Consider the following 18,270-nt stretch of genomic DNA (forward strand, 5'->3'; position numbering starts at 1 on the left):
CATCGACTGGCGGTTGCTGGTCGCGACGGGCGCGCTGCTGTTCGTTGCCGGCGCGGCGATGATGCTCGCAGCGGCAGGGCTGTTCCGGCGGCTGGGCACCAACATTCCGCCGTCGCAGCCAACGACCCTCATCGCAACGACCGGTCCCTATCGGTGGACGCGCAATCCCATGTATCTCGGCATGGCGCTTATCTATGCCGGCCTTGCGATTGGCTTTGACGGGCCGATCGCCTTCGCCTTGCTCCCGTTGGTGCTAATCGCGATCCAGAGGCAGGTGATCGCCCGCGAGGAGCGCTATCTCGAAGCGAAGTTCGGCGACGACTACCGCCGCTACAAGGCCAAGGTTCGCCGCTGGCTCTGACTATTCCGCTCCGCGGCTGCCGACTGCGGAACCGCGAATAGAGCGGGGACATCGCCAACAGGTGTACGGGGACATGGTTGACACTTCTCGGTGAGACGAGCTTGCCGAGAACTCATCATGTTCTGGAGCACGAGAGATGCCATGAGCCTGAAAGATGAGTTCATTTCCTTGGCTTTACGGTCAACTGCAAACGCGATGAACGCGGTGCAGGCAAAGGCAGATTGGATTAACAAGTAGTCCGGCGCGGGAAAACGCCCTGACCTACACCGCCCAGCAAGTGCTGGTGACCAGCGGCGCCAAGAGCGCGATCTTCTATTTCGCGAGGATCCGACTATGCCTTGGAAACGGCTGAAGCCAACGGTCAAGAGCCTTATGCGTGGCCGCGCTATACCCTTGAGCGTCTGCCACAAGCCTCTAGCGTAGAAGACTTCGAGGCCTTGCTGCCGTGGAACTGCGCGCCGCAAACTCCAAGATAGCCGGAGATTCCTACCTTTAAAAAAGAGGGGGCATGGAGCGCTTACATTGATTATGGGGGGGGGCCGCCTGTGTTTAGTTGTCTAGGCGGTTTTCAGATGTTTCGATGCCCTTTCTGATAGGAAGTATTAAGTCTCTCGACGGAAATGTTAAGTGCCATTTTGTCTATATCACCCGGCTCTAACAATAGGCTGTCTTCTGCCATGCGTGCAGTTTCCAGGCACACCATGTCCTTCCAGGAGTCTGACCTGAATTGATCAATCAGTGCTGCCCTTTCTTTCCACGGATTCCACAATATTGCTGATCGGCTGCCCTGAGTGGAAACGACAATCCGTCGCTGCCAGGCCTGGTCTTCAATGATGAATCGATTTGGCGTCCCGATATAAGCCCGGGTTGTCTCCTGCCGGATTGTCGGTTCTTCGCATTGTGTTTTCATTTTCCAGTTGTCTAGAACGTCAAAATACTTGAGTCCTGAAAAGCCTATAAAGCGAATATTCTCGGCGTTACTCACCGCATAATAAGAATGCAGAGCCTGGCTGATAGCGAGGGTTCTTTTGCCCAGGTTTTCGGTTGTCAGTTCCAGCGTAATTGACTCCCCCACGGTGAAGCTAAGTTGCAAACGTGCATGATGAGGCCAGAGAGTTGAATGATTCGGAATCATTTCAAATCCGAACGTTACGCCGATACTCGAGTCGGTCAGCTGTATGGAGTCCAATTGCCAATCCCTATCTCGTACCAAGCCGTGGAAGGGCGGGGAGTCAGCGCTTGTGCACATGGACTGGATCCGCTCGGAATTCCATGCCATGTCGCCAAACCAAGGCCAGCAGACTGGGACACCGCCTCTGACTGCCGTTCCTCTTTCGAATTTAGCGTGTGGGCTTTCCCATATGACCGGCTCTTCTCCTTCAAAGCCGTAGCTGAGCAGCTGTGATCCTTGCTCCAGGATTACGGCCGTGGCATCTCCGGAGCGAATTTTGAACGCCCATAGGTCGCCGATTTTGACGCGCTGGATGGATTTCGAAGAGGTCATAGGTTTGAACTCTTCTAAATAGTCGGGTTTGTGATGGACATTTTTTGCTGTGGCCTCTTGCTATCGCTGCGTTAGTATATTGATATATGAGTACTCGGCGAGTGTGCACCATTTGATTCATTGGCGACAGGCTTAACACTTGCCGATTTGACCTTTCACCGTGTCCAGGGGCTAAAGCCATGAATATGCTACTCAAGCCAGGAGTCACCCTGATTGGAAAGCTTGCCTTTGCACGGAAGTTTCAGATCCTATCGGTGGTCTTTCTCATTCCTGTCGCCTACGGCGCGTACGGGCTTTGCTCTGGCTATCTTCAGCGGCTGGACGCGATTGATCGTGAGCGCAGTGGCGTCGCTATGCTTTCTGAGCTGGACGAGGCCAGGCGAACCTGGGTGTCCCTGCGCAACGAGGCCAGTCATTGGAAGGCCGTGGATATCGCTTCGATTTCACTGGAGGCGCGAGAGACGGGAATGAGAACCTGGCTGACCAGCGAGCGTCGTTTTGAGGCTGGGTTGGTGAAAAATCCAACGCTTGCTTTTCCAGCACCGATGCATGGAAAGCTGGTCGAGACTGTGAAAACAAACCATGCACGCCTGGAGTCAGCTGCCTTGGATTCTCAAGCAATGGCGAGTTGGTGGCCAGACGCTTACAACGTTGCAACCAGTCAAGGACAAGGGTTGAGCGATTTGTCCGCGCTCATTGTGCGGCAAAACAAGCTGAATCTGGACCCATGGCCGGAAACCTATGAACTCATGACACTGGCCACTAAAACACTTCCTGAGTTGTTGGAGGTGGCCAGTTCATTGAGCGGAATAGGGCAGGGTGTTATCGCTTCGAAAGGTTTCAACCTGATGTCTCGATCGCAGCTCAGGGACGCAAGCGCCAAGGCCCGCTTGCTGGCATCCGCCGCAGCCGTGCCTGACTTACCAAAAGGAGTGGCTCAAGAGTTGTCGGTGTGGCTGGAGACGTACCGAGCGGGTCTGAAAGAGATCGCCGAAAGCCTCTCAAGCGTGGAAGATGATTTTTTTAAAGCCAAGGCTGTACCGAATGATGGGGCTGTGTTCGCTGGCAAAATGCTTCAATTGCAGCAGCACCTGACGCAGTTGCAGCAGTCTGCGCTTCTGGAGTTCGACGCTCGACTCGCGGTGTATCAGGGCCAGGCCAAGCGATCTTTCATACTTACGCTTGCGGCCTTCGCCGCACTAGTCGGTGCTGCGATTTACATTCTGTTATGCGTCCAATTTGCAATTCGGCGCAGTGCGCTGGGTGTTACGTCTTTAGCTGATTCCCTTAGGGAAGGCGATCTGCGTGGTTCAGTTGTTCTCTACGGGCGCGATGAACTGGCGGATATCGGGTCCTCGCTCAATGAGGCAGTACGGCAACTGCATCGCTCGTTTATGAACATCAACGATCGTACTGGCGAATTGAATTTCACCGTTGGCGATTTGACGCATCAGTCGGACTCATCATTAAGAGCCGTGGAGTCGCAACAGGTCCAAGTCAGTATTATCGCTTCTGCAGCCACCGAGATGGCCTCAACGGCTTTAGACGTCGCCCGCAATTGCGAGCACGCATCCCAGCAAGCGCAAGCAGCGGATGCTGTTGCCAAAGTTGGAGCAGAGCAGAGCCGTATCACAATCGAAAGCATCAAGGGGCTGACGTCGAATCTCGAGAATGCGGTCAGTAATCTCGAATCACTGGAAGCGCAGGCACATCAAATCGACAATGTGGTGGCTGTAATAAAAAACATCGCGGATCAGACCAACCTGCTTGCGTTGAACGCTGCGATTGAGGCCGCACGGGCTGGAGAACACGGGCGTGGATTTGCCGTGGTGGCTGACGAAGTCAGGGGACTATCGACACGCACCAAGGAATCTACCCAGGTCATTAGCGAGACCGTAAGCGCCCTGCAGAAGGTTGTGCGGGACTCGGTCATTGGCGTGCAATCCGCCTGTGCCCAAGCGCGCAAGGACGTAACAGCCGTGGTAGGGCTTAACGATCATCTAGAAAGCATTTCCCTCGCTGTGGAGCAGGTTACTGGAATGATCTATCAAATCGCCGCTGCCGCAGAGCAGCAGGCCGTCACGGCAGACGAAGTCAGTAGCAATATCCTGAAAATCGATGACATGACCAAGGTGATTCTGTCTAGCGCTGAGCAAGTCAAAGTGGCTACGGACCAACTGGATTGCGGAAGCAGGCAGCTTTCGGGTTATACCGCAGCCTTCAAGCTGTAAATGCCCACTGCCTTAGTAACCAAGCCGTGCGAGGGCGGCCTACAGCTAAAGAAGCGTGTTCAGCTGAAAAGCTGTTGCTAATCGAGACTGCAATTTTTCGCCCCCTAAGTTTTTTCCCTCCGTCGGCGGATTGTTAGGTCATGATTTTTAAGTAGTTTCTCAGAAAAATTTATTCCGTGGCACGTCAATCCACCTGATTAAGCTGGCTTGGGACGTTATGCACCTTGTGTAATTTTAACTGATATATTAGTGTATTGATTCGTTTCCCACGTTCTTGCTCGAACACAGAGTCAGGTGGGGCTTGGACGTACAGAACACTCTTCACGCATAAGCAGGGGACACCCATGAGTTCTAACAATAGCGAGCGGCACATCATTGGCCATTTTATCGGCGGCTCCGTGGTCGAGGGTGCCGGGGCTCGGACCAGTGAAGTATTCAATCCTGCCCTTGGTGAAGTACAGGCTGTGGTTTCGCTGGCCAGTGTTGAGACAGTCGATGCCGCAGTGGCTTGCGCCAAGGCTGCATTCCCTGCCTGGGCAGAACTCTCGCCATTACGGCGCTCTCGGATTTTGTTCAAGTTCAAAGAGCTGCTGGATAAGCACCACAAAGAGCTGGCACATATCATCACCAGCGAGCATGGCAAGGTTTTCACTGACGCCATGGGGGAAGTCACTCGAGGCATTGAAATCGTCGAATTCGCCTGCGGTGCACCCAATCTGCTGAAGACTGATTTCAGTGACAACATCGGCGGAGGAATAGACAACTGGAACCTTCGTCAACCGCTGGGCGTCTGTGCCGGTGTTACGCCGTTCAACTTCCCTGTCATGGTTCCGCTGTGGATGATCCCTATCGCATTGGCCGCCGGGAACTGCTTCATTCTTAAGCCTTCTGAACGCGACCCCTCCGCTAGCTTGTTGCTGGCTGACTTGCTCAAGCAGGCTGGCTTGCCGGATGGCGTCTTCAGCGTGGTCCAGGGCGATAAGGTTGCTGTTGATGCGCTGCTTCAGCACCCCGATGTGCAAGCGATTTCCTTCGTTGGTTCGACTCCAATTGCGGAGTACATCCACAACGAAGCGAGCAAGCGTGGTAAGCGCGTCCAGGCACTGGGGGGCGCCAAAAACCACATGATCGTCATGCCTGATGCGGACCTGGATCAGGCGGCAGACGCACTGATCGGTGCCGCCTACGGTTCGGCAGGTGAGCGTTGCATGGCGATTTCGGTGGCAGTCGCCGTGGGGGACGTCGCTGATCGATTGATCGAAAAACTTCGTCCACGCATTGAAGCGCTACGTATCAAGAATGGCGTTCACCTTGATGCTGATATGGGGCCACTTGTCACTGCGCAGCATCGGGACAAGGTAGTGGAATATATCGAAGCAGGTGTTCGAGAAGGTGCCAAGCTACTGGTCGATGGTCGAGCGTTCAAAGTTGAGAATGGGGAAGGCTTTTTCCTGGGGGCGACGCTCTTTGATGGCGTGACAACCGATATGAGTATCTGGAAAGAAGAAATTTTCGGTCCGGTATTGGGAATTGTGCGAGTCGATAATTTCTCAGCGGCTGTCAACCTGATCAACTCCCATGAATTTGCCAATGGTGTGTCGTGCTTCACAAGCGATGGCGGTGTCGCCAGAGCGTTCGCACGCAATATTCATGTGGGTATGGTCGGTATCAACGTTCCTATACCTGTACCGATGGCCTGGCATTCATTTGGTGGGTGGAAGCGCTCCTTGTTTGGCGATCATCACGCCTATGGAGAGGAAGGGCTGCGTTTCTACAGTCGCTATAAAAGCGTCATGCAGCGCTGGCCGGACAGCATCGCCAAAGGGCCGGAGTTCAGCATGCCGACCGCTAAGTAGGCCTCGCTTTCGACGCTGACTCATCAACTGCATATCAATAACAATACGCCAGGCCGTTCGCGGCCTGGTACAGCAGGAGAGCTCCATGAACAAGCCTCGGCTTTTGGTGACCGGTGCTGCCGGTCGAGTGGGAAGGTTGCTGCGCCCCATTCTTCTTGAAGGCTACGACCTGAACCTCTGTGACATTTTCCCAATCGATGATCTCTTGCCGGGTGAGACCACAATCATTGGTGATCTGGCAGATGCCCAAATTTCCCGTAGTGCTGTGGAAGGTGTGGTAGGGGTCATTCACCTGGCTGCCGCTGTTGCTCCAAATCTCACCTATGCAGCGTCAATCGGGCCAAATTATCAAGCGGTGTTGAACCTGCTTGAGGCGTGCAGGGAATTTTCCGTCGAGCGTTTCATCTTTGCCAGCAGCCACCATGCCATTGGGCTGCATCCCCTCAATTCAGAACCCTATACGCCGTCATCTGATATTGCACCTGATGGTTTCTATGGGCTGAGTAAGGTATTCGGTGAGGCAGCCTGTTCAATGTACGCCCATCGTTTCGGGATCAAATGTCTGATCCTGCGCATCGGTAACGCAGATGAACAAGTTGTTGATGGCCGTCGTGAACGGTTATGGGTAAGTGCCTATGACATGGTTCAGTTAATCAAGCTGGGGCTTGCGGCAGAGGCGAGGATTTTCGAGATCGTGTACGGCGTCTCGAAATGTCCCGACCCTTTGCTCAAGAATTCGGCCTCAGTGGAAGCGCGGTACCAACCTCGCGATTACTCATCTGAGCACCGCAGTCCGAGCTTCAAACCGTTGACGAATATCACCGAGGCGGAAGGCGCGGGTTACATCGGCGGTTACTTCACCCAACAGCCGCTCCCGGACCCGAGGGACTACAAATGAAGATTGTAAAAGCAGAAACGATGATCGTCGAAATTCCGTTTCATCTGCGTGGTACGGGCGTGGGCATCATGCCGACCGCCTGGAAGAGCCTCGAGTTTGCTTTGATCCGGCTGGAAGACGAGCTAGGTAATGTGGGCTGGGGCGAAGGTTTTGGATACTTTACGGTCGACGCGACGAAGGCGATCATTGACCGGCTAGTTCTTCCCTCTTTGATCGGTAAAACGGTCGAAGATATCCCTGCGTGGAATCGGAAAACTCAACAAAGTCTCCATATGTTTGGACGTTACGGGATCACCATTTTCGCAATTTCCGGCGTCGATATTGCACTGTGGGATCTGGCAGCAAAACGTGCCAATGTGCCGCTTTATCAACTGCTAGGGGAAGGCCGCCGCGAGGTGATTCCCTTTTATGCGAGCATGGTGCGTTATGGCGACAAGGGGCTTGCCGTCGAAACTTGCCAGGAAGTGATGGAAGCCGGTTTCAATTCCATCAAACTCCATGAAGTTGACCTCGACATTATTGAGGCTTGTCGAGAGGCCGCCGGGCCCGACCGGAACATCTGCGTCGACGTGAATTGCCAATGGTCTCCCGAGTTCGTTGAAAATAATCGGGCAAGGATAGAGACGCTCAACCTGGCATGGCTTGAAGAACCTATCTATCCGCCAGAAGACTTCAACACATTGAATGCCCTGCGTCATAAGCGGCTGCCTATTTCAGGTGGTGAGAATTGGACCACCGCGTTTCAGTTCAAGCAGGCATTCGATATGCAAGCCGTCGACATCGTCCAACCGAGCGTCACGAAGGTGGGCGGGATCTCCGAATTCTCTTCAATTGTTCGGCTCGCTGACGCTGCGGGTGTCTCGCTGATGCCGCATTCACCCTATTTCGGCCCCGGCTTCTTCGCCAGCCTGCAACTCGCCGCTGCCAATCCGTCCGTTCATGCGCTCGAATACAACTTCGTCCACCCCGAGGCTTGGCTGGCTGATGTTGAAGGCAGACGTACTGGCGATCAGATTACGGTTCCTCAGGAAGCTGGTTTGGGCTTTTTCCCGGACATGGCAGTACTCACTAAATACCGACGAGCGTAAGACAGGCCTGTATCAATCGCCGGTATCGGGCTCGATGTCGGTATCCAGATCATGTGACGAAAAGGCACGGCGATGAAACCCAATTACATCAAGCAACTTTGGAGTGAAGGCAAGCCGGTAATCAATGGCTTCCTGTCTATCCCTTGTCCTTTAGTCAGCGAGGTGATGGCGGAGCAAGGCTACGATGCTCTGACCATCGACCTTCAGCATGGCATCGTTGATTACCAGGCATCGGTCGGGATGATGCAAGCGATGCGGGCCAGCAAGGTAGTGCCAATGATCAGGGTGCCATGGCTTGATCCAAGTGCAATCATGAAAGCGCTTGATGCTGGAGCCTATGGGGTCGTTTGCCCAATGATCAACACGGCTGAGCAAGCTGCGGAGCTGGTTTCCTGTGTCCGTTACCCGCCGGCCGGAATTCGCAGCTATGGGCCAAGCCGGGCCAGTATTTCAGCGGGGACAAATTACGGACCTGAAGCGGACGAAAACATGCTCTGCTTTGCGATGATTGAGACTCGTGAAGCCATGGGGAATCTTGAGGCGATTGCCGCAACACCGGGTCTCGACGGGCTTTACATCGGCCCCGCCGACCTGACCATAGGGCTCACTGGAATGCGCTATCCAAATGGTTTCGACCGTGAGGAGCCGGAGATCATCGAGGCCATCAAACGCATCCTGGCCAGCGCGCATGGTCACGGAATCAAGGCTGCCTTGCACTGCGGTACGGCATCGTATGCGTTACGTGCTTTGGAGTGGGGCTTTGATATGGTCACCGTCGCCAATGACATTCGAATGTTGACCAACGCAGCCAGTGCGAGCCTTAAAGCAGTCCGTCAGGGGATTGATGACAGTGCCTCATTACCTACTGGCACGGTCGACCAGTACTGACATTCAGTTCGGGCATCAACGATCGCCGGAGCAAGCCGGCGGGGGAGTGTTTTATGGTTAATGTACCTGAGGTTGAGCTCGGACGCGGCCCACTGAAAGTGATCATCGTGCACGGCTGGATGGCCGGGCGGCGTTTGTTTGATCCCATGCATGCGTACCTGGATCTGGAAAACTTCAGTTATGTGTTCATGGACTGCCGAGGCTATGGCGACCGGATCGACTCGCATGGGCCGTTTAGCGTACGTACGATTGCCGAAGATGTTCTAGAACTTGCCGATAGGTTGGGTTGGACACGATTCAGTGTGCTTGGACACTCAATGGCTGGTATGTCAGCTCAATGGCTACTGCATATCGCGCCGGAGCGAATCCAGTGTGCGGTACTTCTTTCGACAGTCCCCGCCAGTGGGTCAAAAATTACTGAAGAGCGACGAAACCTGTTGGTTTCAGCGATGGCTGCCCCTCATGTTCGACGTGCGTTGATCGACATAAATACAGGGCATCGCCAATCAATAGCGTGGCTAAACCACACCTTGGCGGTCAGTCTGGATACCACCTGTCCGGATGCGCTCACGGGTTATCTCCAGTCTTGGACACACGATGACATGGAGAAAGAAATCCGAGGGATTACGGCACCGGTGCTGGTGATCGTGGGAGAGCTGGACCCCGGAGCGACGCTGGAGGTTATGACGCAGAAGGTTCTCCCGCTGCTGCCAAACAGTCATTGCAAACTTCTCCCCGGAGTAGGGCACTACGCTATGAGGGAGGATCCGGCCGCTCTGGTGAAAGCTGTGGAAGCGTTCATCACCTACGTAACCACCCGCGGCTGAACGGTACAAAATTTTTTCACAAGCCCCTTGCCACACCCTGCGATCCTGTTATTGTTATCTAAGTATACCAATATATCAGTATGCAAGCCCACCTGGATCTGAGCTGAGGATGTACGATGAACCTATATAAAAAATCACTGGTCGCCGCTGCAATCATTTCCACTCTGACAAGCTTCGCAAATTCTGCCAATGCGAAGGATTGGAAGGAGATTCGAATTGCAACGGAGGGGACTTATCCTCCGTTCAGCTACATCGAGAACGGCAAGCTGACGGGTTTTGACGTGGACATCGCCGACGCTCTTTGCGCCAAAATCCAAGCAAAATGCGAAGTCGTTTCCCAAGAGTGGGACGGAATGATCCCAGGGCTCATGTCTGGGAAATATGACGCAATCGTTGCTTCAATGGCCATCACTGACGAGCGCAAAAAGAAAATCGACTTCACCGATAAATACTACGCGACACCAGCACGTTTCATCGCTGTCAAGGATAGCGGGATTACCGATACCTCGTCGGTTGGCATGAAGGGTAAGGTCATAGGCGTGCAGGGTTCTACTACCCAGGCTACTTTCCTGGAAGACAAATATAAGGATGCCCAGGTCAAGCTCTACAAAACAGTCGACGATGCCAACATGGACCTTGCGAATGGCCGGGTTGATGCTGTTTTTTCTGACGCCGCAATTCTCTATCAGTGGCTAAAAACCACGGACGGTAGTTGCTGCGGATTTGTCGGTGAGGAAGTACGCGATCAGCAATATTTCGGCGTAGGCAAGGGGATTGGTATTCGTAAGGAAGATGCCGATCTCAGAGACAACTTGAACGAGGCTACAAAAGCGATCATCGCGGACGGCACCTACGAAAAAATCAATAAGAAGTACTTTCCGTTTTCCATTTATTGATGTGAATAACGGCGCGTAGCCCGTTGCGTGATTTGGGTCTGTCCGAGTGGGCAGGCCCATGAGGCCCGAACATGGAACACTATCTCAAACTTCTTTCTTTCGGCCCCGATGGTTGGGCATCCCCACTTTTTCAGGGCGCCTGGCTGACAATTCAGCTAGCTCTGTGCACCTTGCCTCTGGGCCTGGCGCTAGGATTGGGGCTTGCCTTGGGCATGAACAGTGGCAGGCCAGTCCTTAGCCGCTTTTGCACCGTATTCGTGACGGTATTTCGTGGGCTTCCAGAACTGCTGACGATCTTCATCATCTATTACGGCGTTCAACTGCTGATCAAGGAAGCGTCGGCGTCCCTCGGTTGGCAGGCCTTCCAGGTCAATGGTTTTTTTTCCGGAATGTTGGCGTTGGGCTTGGTCTTTGGCTCCTTTTCCAGCGAGGTCTTTCTCACTGCCATTCAGGCTGTTGCTCGCGGGCAAGGTGAAGCGGCCTTTGCGCTGGGGCTTTCCAGGCTGGATCGGTTTCGCTTCGTCACTGCTCCTCAGTTGTGGCGCATCGCACTGCCAGGCCTGGGCAATCTCTGGCTGGTGCTGCTCAAGGAAACTTCGCTGCTGTCGGTCATTTCACTCTCTGATCTCATGCGCCAAACCTATCTTGCGGTGAGCAATACCAAGGAACCATTCTTTTTCTACGCTTTGGCCTGTGGGATCTATCTGCTCTTTTCCATTCTGTCGGGACAAGTGCTCAACGTGATGGAAAAACGCGCCAACCGTTTTTATGGGAGAACTTGATTCATGAACTGGGAGCTCCTGCAAACCTACGGGCCGCGGATGCTGGCGGGTTTGGGCCTTACTCTTCAAATCGTGTTTCTTTCCGTGGCACTGGGCGCCATCCTGGCGCTGCCGCTGGCCGCTGCTCGGATGAGCGAGATCAAATGGATCAGCCGCACTGCTTATGGTTACACCTATCTGTTTCGTGGAACGCCGCTGCTCGCCCAGACTTTTTTGGTTTACTACGGTGCGGGCCAGCTGCGTCCCGAGTTACAGTCGATCGGGTTGTGGTGGTTTTTTCGGGACGCCTTCTGGTGCACTGTCCTGACCTTCACTTTAAATACCGCGGCTTACCAGGCAGAGATTTGGCGCGGTGCGGTGTTGTCAGTGGCGAAGGGGCAGTGGGAAGCGATCCATGCTTTGGGTATGTCCAAGGCGTCCGGTCTGCGAGATGTCATTGCCCCGCAAGCCTTGATCGTTGGTCTGCGCCCACTGAGTAATGAACTTATCTTGATGCTCAAATCTTCGGCTATTGCGAGCACGATTACCGTGCCTGAGCTGATGGGTATGACGGGGTTGGCGTTCTCTCGCTCTTTCGATTTCGAAGTGTATCTGTGGGCTGCCGTGCTTTACCTGACCCTGGTGGAAACGATCCGCCGCATGTGTGCCTGGTTCAACGCCCGGCTGACCAAACACCTGATTCGCTGAGGTATCGGATGAAAACATTGTTCAGTACGGCGAACTCAGCAGCCAATCATCACAGGATAGATTCCATGCTTCAAAAGACTGATTCGCTTCCGCTTTCCGTGTCAAATAACTCAGTCGTCGAGATGGTTGGCCTGAAAAAAAGGTATGCCGATTTTGTCGTTCTCAACGGCATTGACCTTGCGGTCGCCAAGGGTGAAAGAATCGTGGTTTGCGGCCCATCTGGCAGCGGAAAGTCAACTCTGATCCGGTGTATCAATGGACTTGAGGCATTTCAGGAAGGATCGCTTCGAGTCAATACCACGCAATTAGGCACAGATGGTAGTGGTGTCGACATCGTCCGGCGAGAGACAGGCATGGTGTTCCAAGGATTTCACTTGTTTCCTCATTTAAGCGCACTGGAAAACTGCATGCTTGCCCAGGTGCGAGTTCTTAAGTTGAGCAAGGCCCAGGCGAAGGAAAAAGCTATGGCGCTGTTGTCGCGCGTGGGCCTGTCGGACAAAGTGAACCACTACCCTAGCCAGTTATCAGGAGGGCAGCAGCAGCGTGTAGCGATTGCGAGGGCTCTTTGCATGGATCCGAAAATCATGCTGCTGGATGAGCCCACCTCTGCGCTGGATCCTGAAATGGTGAAAGAAGTATTGGACGTTGTGAGTGGCCTTGCCGAAAGCAGTATTACGCTCCTGTGCGTCACTCACGAGATGGGATTTGCTCGCCAGGCGGCTGACAGAATCATTTTCATGGATCGTGGAGAGATCATTGAGTCTGCAACCCCGGAGTCCTTCTTCAATGCGCCACAAACCGAGCGCGCGAAGCAATTCTTGAGTCAAATAATTGCTCACTGAATGCAGTGTAAGCGAGCGTAAAGGATTCGGTATGCGGCAGATACATGAGTTGTTTTCTCCCGATATGCTACATCATCGATTGCCGAAAACAGCTCAAGTGTATGCGCTATTGCGGTCGGCAATCATAAGCTTGCGCCTTGAGCCAGGCGAAGTACTAAACGAAAAAGATATATGCCAGCAGTTGGAAATTTCACGCACGCCACTTCGCGAAGCAATGCTGCGGTTAGCCAGTGAAAAACTCGTTCTGATCAGGCCAAACGCCCGCACGCATGTCGCCCCCATCCGATTAGTAGATGTCCTGGAAGGTCAGCTCATTCGTGAGACTGCTGAACTTCGTTGTGTTCGGCTGGCTGCGCGCTTTTTCGAACCGAAACTCGAGGGTTCTTTTGATACGCTCTTTTTGCGAAAACAGAATGCGTTGGTGAGAAAGGAGTCGGAGGAATTCTACTCTTTAGATGAAGCTTTCCATCGTTTAATTTGCGAATGCTCCGGCTTCTCCAATCTATGGCATGTATTCGATGGTTCGAAAGGGCAGCTTGACCGCATTCGGCGACTTGCGTTTCCGATGCAGGATCATTTTGCCGAAGTGATTGATGAGCACCGTACGATCTATGAAGCAGTCCGTAATCGGGATGAAGTCCAAGCGGAACGGATGATGCTTGAGCATATGGACAGTATCTTCGACACGCTGAAAATCCTCTTGCAAACGAAGGGGCATTTGCTCATAGAAGATACACCAGCGCCGTCGTTGCCTGACGTCGCAGCCGCTTATCGCCGCAGAGTCAGGTAATCAGGATTTAAATAGCCGTTTTCTGTACGGTTTCTTAATATACTGATATATTGGTTTTGATTCGAATTAATGCGAGGCTCCTATGAGCGAGATCCATCAGGCAATGTCACTCAGCGAAAACGATAGCCTTACCAAGGTGGCCGCGGAGGTTTCAGTGCAAGAGGCGGTAGAGGTGGCACAGTTGTATTTTGGAGTGTCGGGTACCGCCTCGCGACTCATAAGCGAACGGGATCAGAACTTCCGTCTCACGTGCATGAATGGCAGTTATGTTTTGAAATTCGCTCATCCCGGAGAGGATAGTGAGGTTAGCAATCTTCAGACGGAAGCTTTGTTGCACATAGAACACGCCGATCCAACTCTGCCGGTTCAGCGCGTCATTCGGACGAAGGATGGGCAAGCAGAGCTTCGTCTAATGATGGGAGGGGAGGAGCGTACGGTACGTCTCGTTTCATACTTGGAAGGTCAACTGCTGCGAAATGCGCCAGTCACCCTGCAACAACAGCGAAACCTAGGTGTTGTATCAGCTCGACTTGGCAAGGCTTTACGTGATTTTGACCACCCGGCGGCTAATCACACGCTTGTGTGGGATATTCAACACGCTGATCGGCTGAGTGGGATGGTGACTGAGATCAGCAACTTAGAGCGCCGTGCACTATTGGATAACATTCTGGACAGGTTTGTCCGCGACATTAAGCCCCGATATGCAAGCATGCGTACTCAAATCGTGCACAACGATCTTAACTCCGATAATGCGCTTGTTTCGCCCGAGAATACGGACGAAGTCGTTGCGATTCTAGATTTTGGGGATATGGTTCGCACTCCGTTGATCAATGATGTTGCGGTAGGAGCAGCCTATCAGCTCGGCGAGCTTAAACACTTTCTTGATGGGGCGAAGGCTTTCGTCGCCGGCTACCACTCGGTCACTCCGTTAAAGTTGGACGAGTTTGCCTTGATGTATGACTTGATCATGACGCGGATGGTCGTACGTATCACGATCAGCGAATGGCGCGCAGAACGCTTCCCGGAAAATGCTGCTTATATTTTGCGAAATACCTCGCGTGCCTGGCAGCAACTCCAAGCGCTCGTACTAATGGATAAAGAAGAGGTCAACGCCCAATTTATTCGCGCTTGCCAATACAAGTCGTAAAACCCGATCCCCTGGCCAATCGTAGTATTTAGTCAGTCGAACCCAAGTGACTCTCGTTCCAATTAGGAGGCTGTAATGTCTGAAGCTTATTCCCCCACTGCCGGCATGCAAAACGGGTTCGACATGGCGTTGTTGAACACCCTTGATGCTCAGGAGCGCTCTATCGTTGAGCGTCGCCAGAGGTTACTTGGCTCCGCATATAAATTGATGTACCAGCATCCGGTTCAATTCGTACGTGCAGAAGGCGTTCACATGTATGACCCTCAAGGTAACGAATACCTTGATTGCTATAACAACGTTCCTTCTGTAGGTCATTGTCATCCACGGGTGGCTGAGGCAGTGTCCAAGCAAATTGCGACATTGAACACACACACGCGTTACATGAACGAAAGTCTGCTCGATTACACTGAACAACTGATTGAAACATTTCGGAGCGATCTCGGTAGTGTGATGTACACCTGCACCGGAAGTGAGGCTGTCGATCTCGCTATGCGGATTGCGAAATTCAATACCGGTGGCACCGGAATCATCGTTACCGAATACGCGTACCATGGCATCACTTCAGCCGTGGCTGCAATCTCGACGACGATGGGCAAACACGTACCCGTTGATCTTCATGTTCGTACCGTTCGCGCACCAGACGCATATCGTGCTGGTCCAAATGTCGATGTGGGCGCCCGTTTAGCGAATGACATCGACGCTGCTGTTGAAGACATGGAACGTCACGGTATCAAGTTTGCAGCGTTCATCGCCGACAGCCTGTTCTCGACTGATGGTCTGCTCACAGACTCTGTTGGATTTCTGAAACCAGCCATCGAAGCCGTCCACAAACATGGCGGTCTGTATATCGCCGATGAAGTCCAGCCTGGTTTTGGTCGTACCGGAAGCCATATGTGGGGCTTCCAGCGCCATGGCATTCACCCCGATCTGGTCGTCATGGGCAAACCAATGGGTAATGGTCTTCCCATAGCTGGAGTTGTGGCAAAGCCCCAATTACTGGAAGAGTTTGGCCGCAAAATTCGTTACTTCAATACCTTTGCCGGGAATCCCGTTTGCATTTCTGCTGCGCAAGCGGTGCTTGATGTAATCCGCGATGAAAAGCTCATGCACAACTCGAAGGTGGTGGGCGACTATCTTCTTAGCGGTTTCAAGGAAATCGCCAAGTGCTATCCGCAGATAGGTGACGTTCGCGGTGCAGGTCTTTATCTGGCGGTAGAGTTCGTCAAGGATCAAGAGTCAAAGGAGGTAGATAGAGACATCACCCTCCAGGTTGTAAATGGGCTGCGTGAGCGTCGAGTCCTGATGAGTACAACAGGGCGGGGGGAAAACTCGTTGAAAATTCGTCCATTGCTTCCATTTCAGATAGAGCATGCCGATGTGCTGCTGAATCGTTTCGAAGAGACTATGAAGGAAGTGGTACGTAACGCTTAACCGTATACGGCGTCGACCGTTTGGCCCCGCCATCGACGCGGGGCCTTTCTATTTTGCGTAAGCGGGTCGGCCACAGATGCTCTGAGAGTGGCTATCCGACCAAACGACGGAAATCCTTAAGTTCCTTGCATTGCTTGATAGCGATCGAGTCTTCGGTAAAAAAGTCGGCTCGTTCGTCAATAAGAATCAGCAGTGTTTCAAAAATACTGTCCAGGTGTTCAAGCATTATATTTTCAGCTGCAGTCTCATCATTGCTCATGATCGCTGCTGCGATTTTTTCATGCTCGGCGATGACTTCGTCGAAGTGATTTTGCACCGGAAAGGCGAGCCGGCGTACACGGTCCAATTGGCCCTTTGCACCATTGAGCAAGCGCCACAGATTGGGATAGCCCGAGCACTCACAGATGATTTTGTGGAACTCTTCATCCAGTGCGTAAAACTCGTCAGTAGCTTTTCGCTGAGATGCGCTGCGCTGCAATAGTAAAGACGTGCTGAAGGCATCGGCGTTCCGCTCACTGAAAAAGCGGGCCGCCAATTTGACGCTTCGCATTTCCAGCGTCTCGCGAACCAGTTGGCCTTCTAGCACGTCTTTGAGCTTGATGGGGCTGACCACCGTACTCGCATTGGGGCGAATGATAATGAGCTTTTGGTTGGCGAGTTGTAGGATGGCTTCGCGCAGAGGTGTGCGCGAAATATCCAACTGAGCGCAGAGGTCCTTCTCACTTATTGTTTCACCGGGCTGGAGTTTCAGAGAGATGATAGCTGAACGCAGCAGCTCATAAACCTGAGCTGTTTTAGGCAGACGATGATCTAACTGATCCGGATGAAAAACGTGTGCGTTCACGGGCTCTCCTGTGGTTGTTCCAACTGATATACCAATGTTCCATTATCACAGAAAACCCAGCCTGGCGATCAAGATATTTGGCCAAAATTTTGGGCCTTATCACGTCGTGAAAAAAGTAGTTACCGATTGGTAATCGATCCAGGCGATTCACTTCATGGGCGATCGGTGCAACCCGGATCCGGTTGATGTTCAACAGGCCCAAAGGGGGGGCCAAAAAATCACCAATGCTCACAGTGACAAAGTCGCATGGGCTGAGGCGATGGATCTCCATCTCAGACTGACCGGTACGATAGGGAAGTGGTCTCCATTTGTTGACCATTTGCCACCGTATCGCCAGTCCGAGATCAACGCCATCAAGCGTCACGTCATGAGCGACCATAAAGTTCACGCCCACGACACCGATTTGCATGCTCGAGCCGGGCAACGGCAAAACCGAAACAGCTCGCCTGCGTAGGTGCGCGCGCGACGACCGACCTGCCGGTGACGTGACACCGGCGAGGGTCTCCATTTTTGGCAGCGACAGCTAATTCTGCTGTCACGCAGAGACAAGCCATGCCTCCCGATCCGGGCATACGATCACCTCCAAGCGAGCAAACTTAAAAAAAACACTCGGCGTCGTGAACTTACCTTCCTGCCTCCAATAATTAAAATGATGAAGTATGTCTTCGAAAAGCCGGATCACCTTGACTTGCAAGAAGCCGAATGAACAGAAGGTTCGCTCCTTCAAGGTCCAGTTCGGCGCTGTTAATATTTTCCTCGGATTAGCCTTGGCTGTAGTGGATCAGAGTGCTTGGGCAGCAACGATTTATAAAGACGACAATACGAAGCTTGACTTTATGTTGCAGGCGCTCTACGGGGCGTTTCACAGGTGAATCCTATAATCAGGGCGGCCCTGTCAAGTCTGGTGCAGCCGGTTGGCAGGAGGGGGTGCTCAGGGCCGGGTTTAAAGGCCAGGAGAACGATATCGCCTGGCACTGCCGGACTGTCGGTTTTGAAGAGGGTTTGATTATCCGCTCAACCTTGCGTCGGATGATCATGGCGCCTGCTTTGATCGCTAACCATTCTGAGCTTGATGAGTTAGTAGAGAAAACTCTCCGGGCAATGAACCGCACGGGCCAGGAACTCAATCTGATCTAGCTATTGCCGAGCCTCAGCTTCCAAGGTTGAGGTTCGAGAGCCTTCCTGTAGAAAGGGGCTC

Annotated in this window: 18 protein-coding genes and 2 pseudogenes; 17 read left to right on the plus strand and 3 right to left on the minus strand. The window is 53.0% G+C overall.

Annotated elements, in window-relative coordinates:
* Positions 1-361 (plus strand): methyltransferase family protein (locus BLQ55_RS30375; protein ID WP_143011805.1); only part of this gene is annotated, 361 nt, incomplete at its 5' end.
* Between the two features lie 338 nt (positions 362-699).
* Positions 700-837: pseudogene (locus BLQ55_RS30380) on the plus strand (transposase domain-containing protein); the annotation flags it as partial.
* A 92-nt stretch (positions 838-929) separates the two neighbouring features.
* On the opposite strand, the gene BLQ55_RS30385 reads toward BLQ55_RS30380, so the two are convergent.
* Complete coding sequence (locus tag BLQ55_RS30385) at positions 930-1,865, minus strand: D-hexose-6-phosphate mutarotase (RefSeq protein ID WP_092259352.1); 936 nt, start codon at positions 1,863-1,865, stop codon at positions 930-932.
* Positions 1,866-3,391: 1,526 nt separating this feature from the next.
* Here BLQ55_RS30385 and BLQ55_RS33030 point away from each other — a divergent pair.
* The 13 genes from BLQ55_RS33030 to BLQ55_RS30450 all read left to right on the plus strand — a co-directional run bounded on the left by BLQ55_RS33030 (position 3,392) and on the right by BLQ55_RS30450 (position 16,228).
* Positions 3,392-4,096 carry a methyl-accepting chemotaxis protein gene (locus BLQ55_RS33030; RefSeq protein ID WP_371128557.1) on the plus strand — a complete coding sequence of 235 codons (705 nt, stop codon included), beginning with the start codon at positions 3,392-3,394 and terminating at the stop codon, positions 4,094-4,096.
* 344 nt (positions 4,097-4,440) lie between these two features.
* Entirely contained in the window at positions 4,441-5,952 is a 1,512-nt protein-coding gene (locus tag BLQ55_RS30395; protein ID WP_092259359.1) for a CoA-acylating methylmalonate-semialdehyde dehydrogenase, read from the plus strand.
* Positions 5,953-6,037: 85 nt separating this feature from the next.
* Positions 6,038-6,850, plus strand: a complete 813-nt coding sequence (locus tag BLQ55_RS30400; protein ID WP_092259362.1) for an NAD-dependent epimerase/dehydratase family protein — start codon at positions 6,038-6,040, stop codon at positions 6,848-6,850.
* Positions 6,847-7,938 carry a mandelate racemase/muconate lactonizing enzyme family protein gene (locus BLQ55_RS30405; protein WP_092259365.1) on the plus strand — a complete coding sequence of 364 codons (1,092 nt, stop codon included), beginning with the start codon at positions 6,847-6,849 and terminating at the stop codon, positions 7,936-7,938. Before BLQ55_RS30400 ends, BLQ55_RS30405 begins: the two co-directional genes overlap by 4 nt.
* A 72-nt stretch (positions 7,939-8,010) precedes the next feature.
* Positions 8,011-8,826 carry an HpcH/HpaI aldolase family protein gene (locus BLQ55_RS30410; protein WP_092259368.1) on the plus strand — a complete coding sequence of 272 codons (816 nt, stop codon included), beginning with the start codon at positions 8,011-8,013 and terminating at the stop codon, positions 8,824-8,826.
* Positions 8,827-8,879: 53 nt separating this feature from the next.
* On the plus strand, positions 8,880-9,653 hold the full coding sequence (locus tag BLQ55_RS30415; protein ID WP_092259371.1) for an alpha/beta fold hydrolase: 774 nt from the start codon (positions 8,880-8,882) through the stop codon (positions 9,651-9,653).
* 116 nt (positions 9,654-9,769) lie between these two features.
* Positions 9,770-10,549, plus strand: a complete 780-nt coding sequence (locus tag BLQ55_RS30420; protein ID WP_092259374.1) for a lysine/arginine/ornithine ABC transporter substrate-binding protein — start codon at positions 9,770-9,772, stop codon at positions 10,547-10,549.
* A gap of 71 nt (positions 10,550-10,620) precedes the next feature.
* Complete coding sequence (locus BLQ55_RS30425; protein ID WP_092259377.1) at positions 10,621-11,331, plus strand: ABC transporter permease; 711 nt, start codon at positions 10,621-10,623, stop codon at positions 11,329-11,331.
* Positions 11,332-11,334: 3 nt separating this feature from the next.
* On the plus strand, positions 11,335-12,018 hold the full coding sequence (locus tag BLQ55_RS30430) for an ABC transporter permease (protein WP_092259380.1): 684 nt from the start codon (positions 11,335-11,337) through the stop codon (positions 12,016-12,018).
* 65 nt (positions 12,019-12,083) lie between these two features.
* Positions 12,084-12,860, plus strand: coding sequence for an amino acid ABC transporter ATP-binding protein (locus BLQ55_RS30435; protein ID WP_092259383.1), 777 nt, complete (start codon positions 12,084-12,086; stop codon positions 12,858-12,860).
* A 31-nt stretch (positions 12,861-12,891) separates the two neighbouring features.
* Positions 12,892-13,650 carry a GntR family transcriptional regulator gene (locus tag BLQ55_RS30440; RefSeq protein ID WP_256326672.1) on the plus strand — a complete coding sequence of 253 codons (759 nt, stop codon included), beginning with the start codon at positions 12,892-12,894 and terminating at the stop codon, positions 13,648-13,650.
* Between the two features lie 82 nt (positions 13,651-13,732).
* Positions 13,733-14,797, plus strand: coding sequence for a phosphotransferase (locus tag BLQ55_RS30445; protein WP_092259386.1), 1,065 nt, complete (start codon positions 13,733-13,735; stop codon positions 14,795-14,797).
* A 75-nt stretch (positions 14,798-14,872) separates the two neighbouring features.
* Positions 14,873-16,228 (plus strand): aspartate aminotransferase family protein, encoded by a 1,356-nt coding sequence (locus BLQ55_RS30450; protein WP_092259389.1) that lies wholly within the window; start codon positions 14,873-14,875, stop codon positions 16,226-16,228.
* 91 nt (positions 16,229-16,319) lie between these two features.
* On the opposite strand, the gene BLQ55_RS30455 is transcribed toward BLQ55_RS30450, so the two are convergent.
* Positions 16,320-17,072 (minus strand): GntR family transcriptional regulator, encoded by a 753-nt coding sequence (locus tag BLQ55_RS30455; protein ID WP_092259391.1) that lies wholly within the window; start codon positions 17,070-17,072, stop codon positions 16,320-16,322.
* Positions 17,023-17,481, minus strand: a complete 459-nt coding sequence (locus tag BLQ55_RS33035) for a hypothetical protein (RefSeq protein ID WP_176814269.1) — start codon at positions 17,479-17,481, stop codon at positions 17,023-17,025. The genes BLQ55_RS30455 and BLQ55_RS33035 overlap by 50 nt, the downstream gene beginning before the upstream one ends.
* Before the next feature lie 250 nt (positions 17,482-17,731).
* On the opposite strand from BLQ55_RS33035, the gene BLQ55_RS30465 reads away from it, so the two are divergent.
* Together BLQ55_RS30465 and BLQ55_RS32655 are read left to right on the plus strand one after the other, a co-directional pair.
* Positions 17,732-17,944 carry a hypothetical protein gene (locus BLQ55_RS30465; RefSeq protein WP_092259393.1) on the plus strand — a complete coding sequence of 71 codons (213 nt, stop codon included), beginning with the start codon at positions 17,732-17,734 and terminating at the stop codon, positions 17,942-17,944.
* A gap of 82 nt (positions 17,945-18,026) precedes the next feature.
* Positions 18,027-18,209 (plus strand): annotated as a pseudogene (locus BLQ55_RS32655) (aspartate aminotransferase family protein); the annotation flags it as partial.
* Positions 18,210-18,270: the final 61 nt, after the last annotated feature.

The sequence above is a fragment of the Pseudomonas sp. NFACC13-1 genome (assembly GCF_900104425.1).
GTDB classification, from domain to species: domain Bacteria; phylum Pseudomonadota; class Gammaproteobacteria; order Pseudomonadales; family Pseudomonadaceae; genus Aquipseudomonas; species Aquipseudomonas fluorescens_AA.

Bases quoted from the DNA above. Each gene is read 5' to 3' on its own strand.
- BLQ55_RS30385 (WP_092259352.1), bottom strand. From the start codon at position 1,865: ATGACCTCTTCGAAATCCATCCAGCGCGTCAAAATCGGCGACCTATGG.
- BLQ55_RS33030 (WP_371128557.1), top strand. From the start codon at position 3,392: ATGGCCTCAACGGCTTTAGACGTCGCCCGCAATTGCGAGCACGCATCC.
- BLQ55_RS30395 (WP_092259359.1), top strand. From the start codon at position 4,441: ATGAGTTCTAACAATAGCGAGCGGCACATCATTGGCCATTTTATCGGC.
- BLQ55_RS30400 (WP_092259362.1), top strand. From the start codon at position 6,038: ATGAACAAGCCTCGGCTTTTGGTGACCGGTGCTGCCGGTCGAGTGGGA.
- BLQ55_RS30405 (WP_092259365.1), top strand. From the start codon at position 6,847: ATGAAGATTGTAAAAGCAGAAACGATGATCGTCGAAATTCCGTTTCAT.
- BLQ55_RS30410 (WP_092259368.1), top strand. From the start codon at position 8,011: ATGAAACCCAATTACATCAAGCAACTTTGGAGTGAAGGCAAGCCGGTA.
- BLQ55_RS30415 (WP_092259371.1), top strand. From the start codon at position 8,880: ATGGTTAATGTACCTGAGGTTGAGCTCGGACGCGGCCCACTGAAAGTG.
- BLQ55_RS30420 (WP_092259374.1), top strand. From the start codon at position 9,770: ATGAACCTATATAAAAAATCACTGGTCGCCGCTGCAATCATTTCCACT.
- BLQ55_RS30425 (WP_092259377.1), top strand. From the start codon at position 10,621: ATGGAACACTATCTCAAACTTCTTTCTTTCGGCCCCGATGGTTGGGCA.
- BLQ55_RS30430 (WP_092259380.1), top strand. From the start codon at position 11,335: ATGAACTGGGAGCTCCTGCAAACCTACGGGCCGCGGATGCTGGCGGGT.
- BLQ55_RS30435 (WP_092259383.1), top strand. From the start codon at position 12,084: ATGCTTCAAAAGACTGATTCGCTTCCGCTTTCCGTGTCAAATAACTCA.
- BLQ55_RS30440 (WP_256326672.1), top strand. From the start codon at position 12,892: ATGCGGCAGATACATGAGTTGTTTTCTCCCGATATGCTACATCATCGA.
- BLQ55_RS30445 (WP_092259386.1), top strand. From the start codon at position 13,733: ATGAGCGAGATCCATCAGGCAATGTCACTCAGCGAAAACGATAGCCTT.
- BLQ55_RS30450 (WP_092259389.1), top strand. From the start codon at position 14,873: ATGTCTGAAGCTTATTCCCCCACTGCCGGCATGCAAAACGGGTTCGAC.
- BLQ55_RS33035 (WP_176814269.1), bottom strand. From the start codon at position 17,481: ATGCAAATCGGTGTCGTGGGCGTGAACTTTATGGTCGCTCATGACGTG.
- BLQ55_RS30465 (WP_092259393.1), top strand. From the start codon at position 17,732: ATGTCTTCGAAAAGCCGGATCACCTTGACTTGCAAGAAGCCGAATGAA.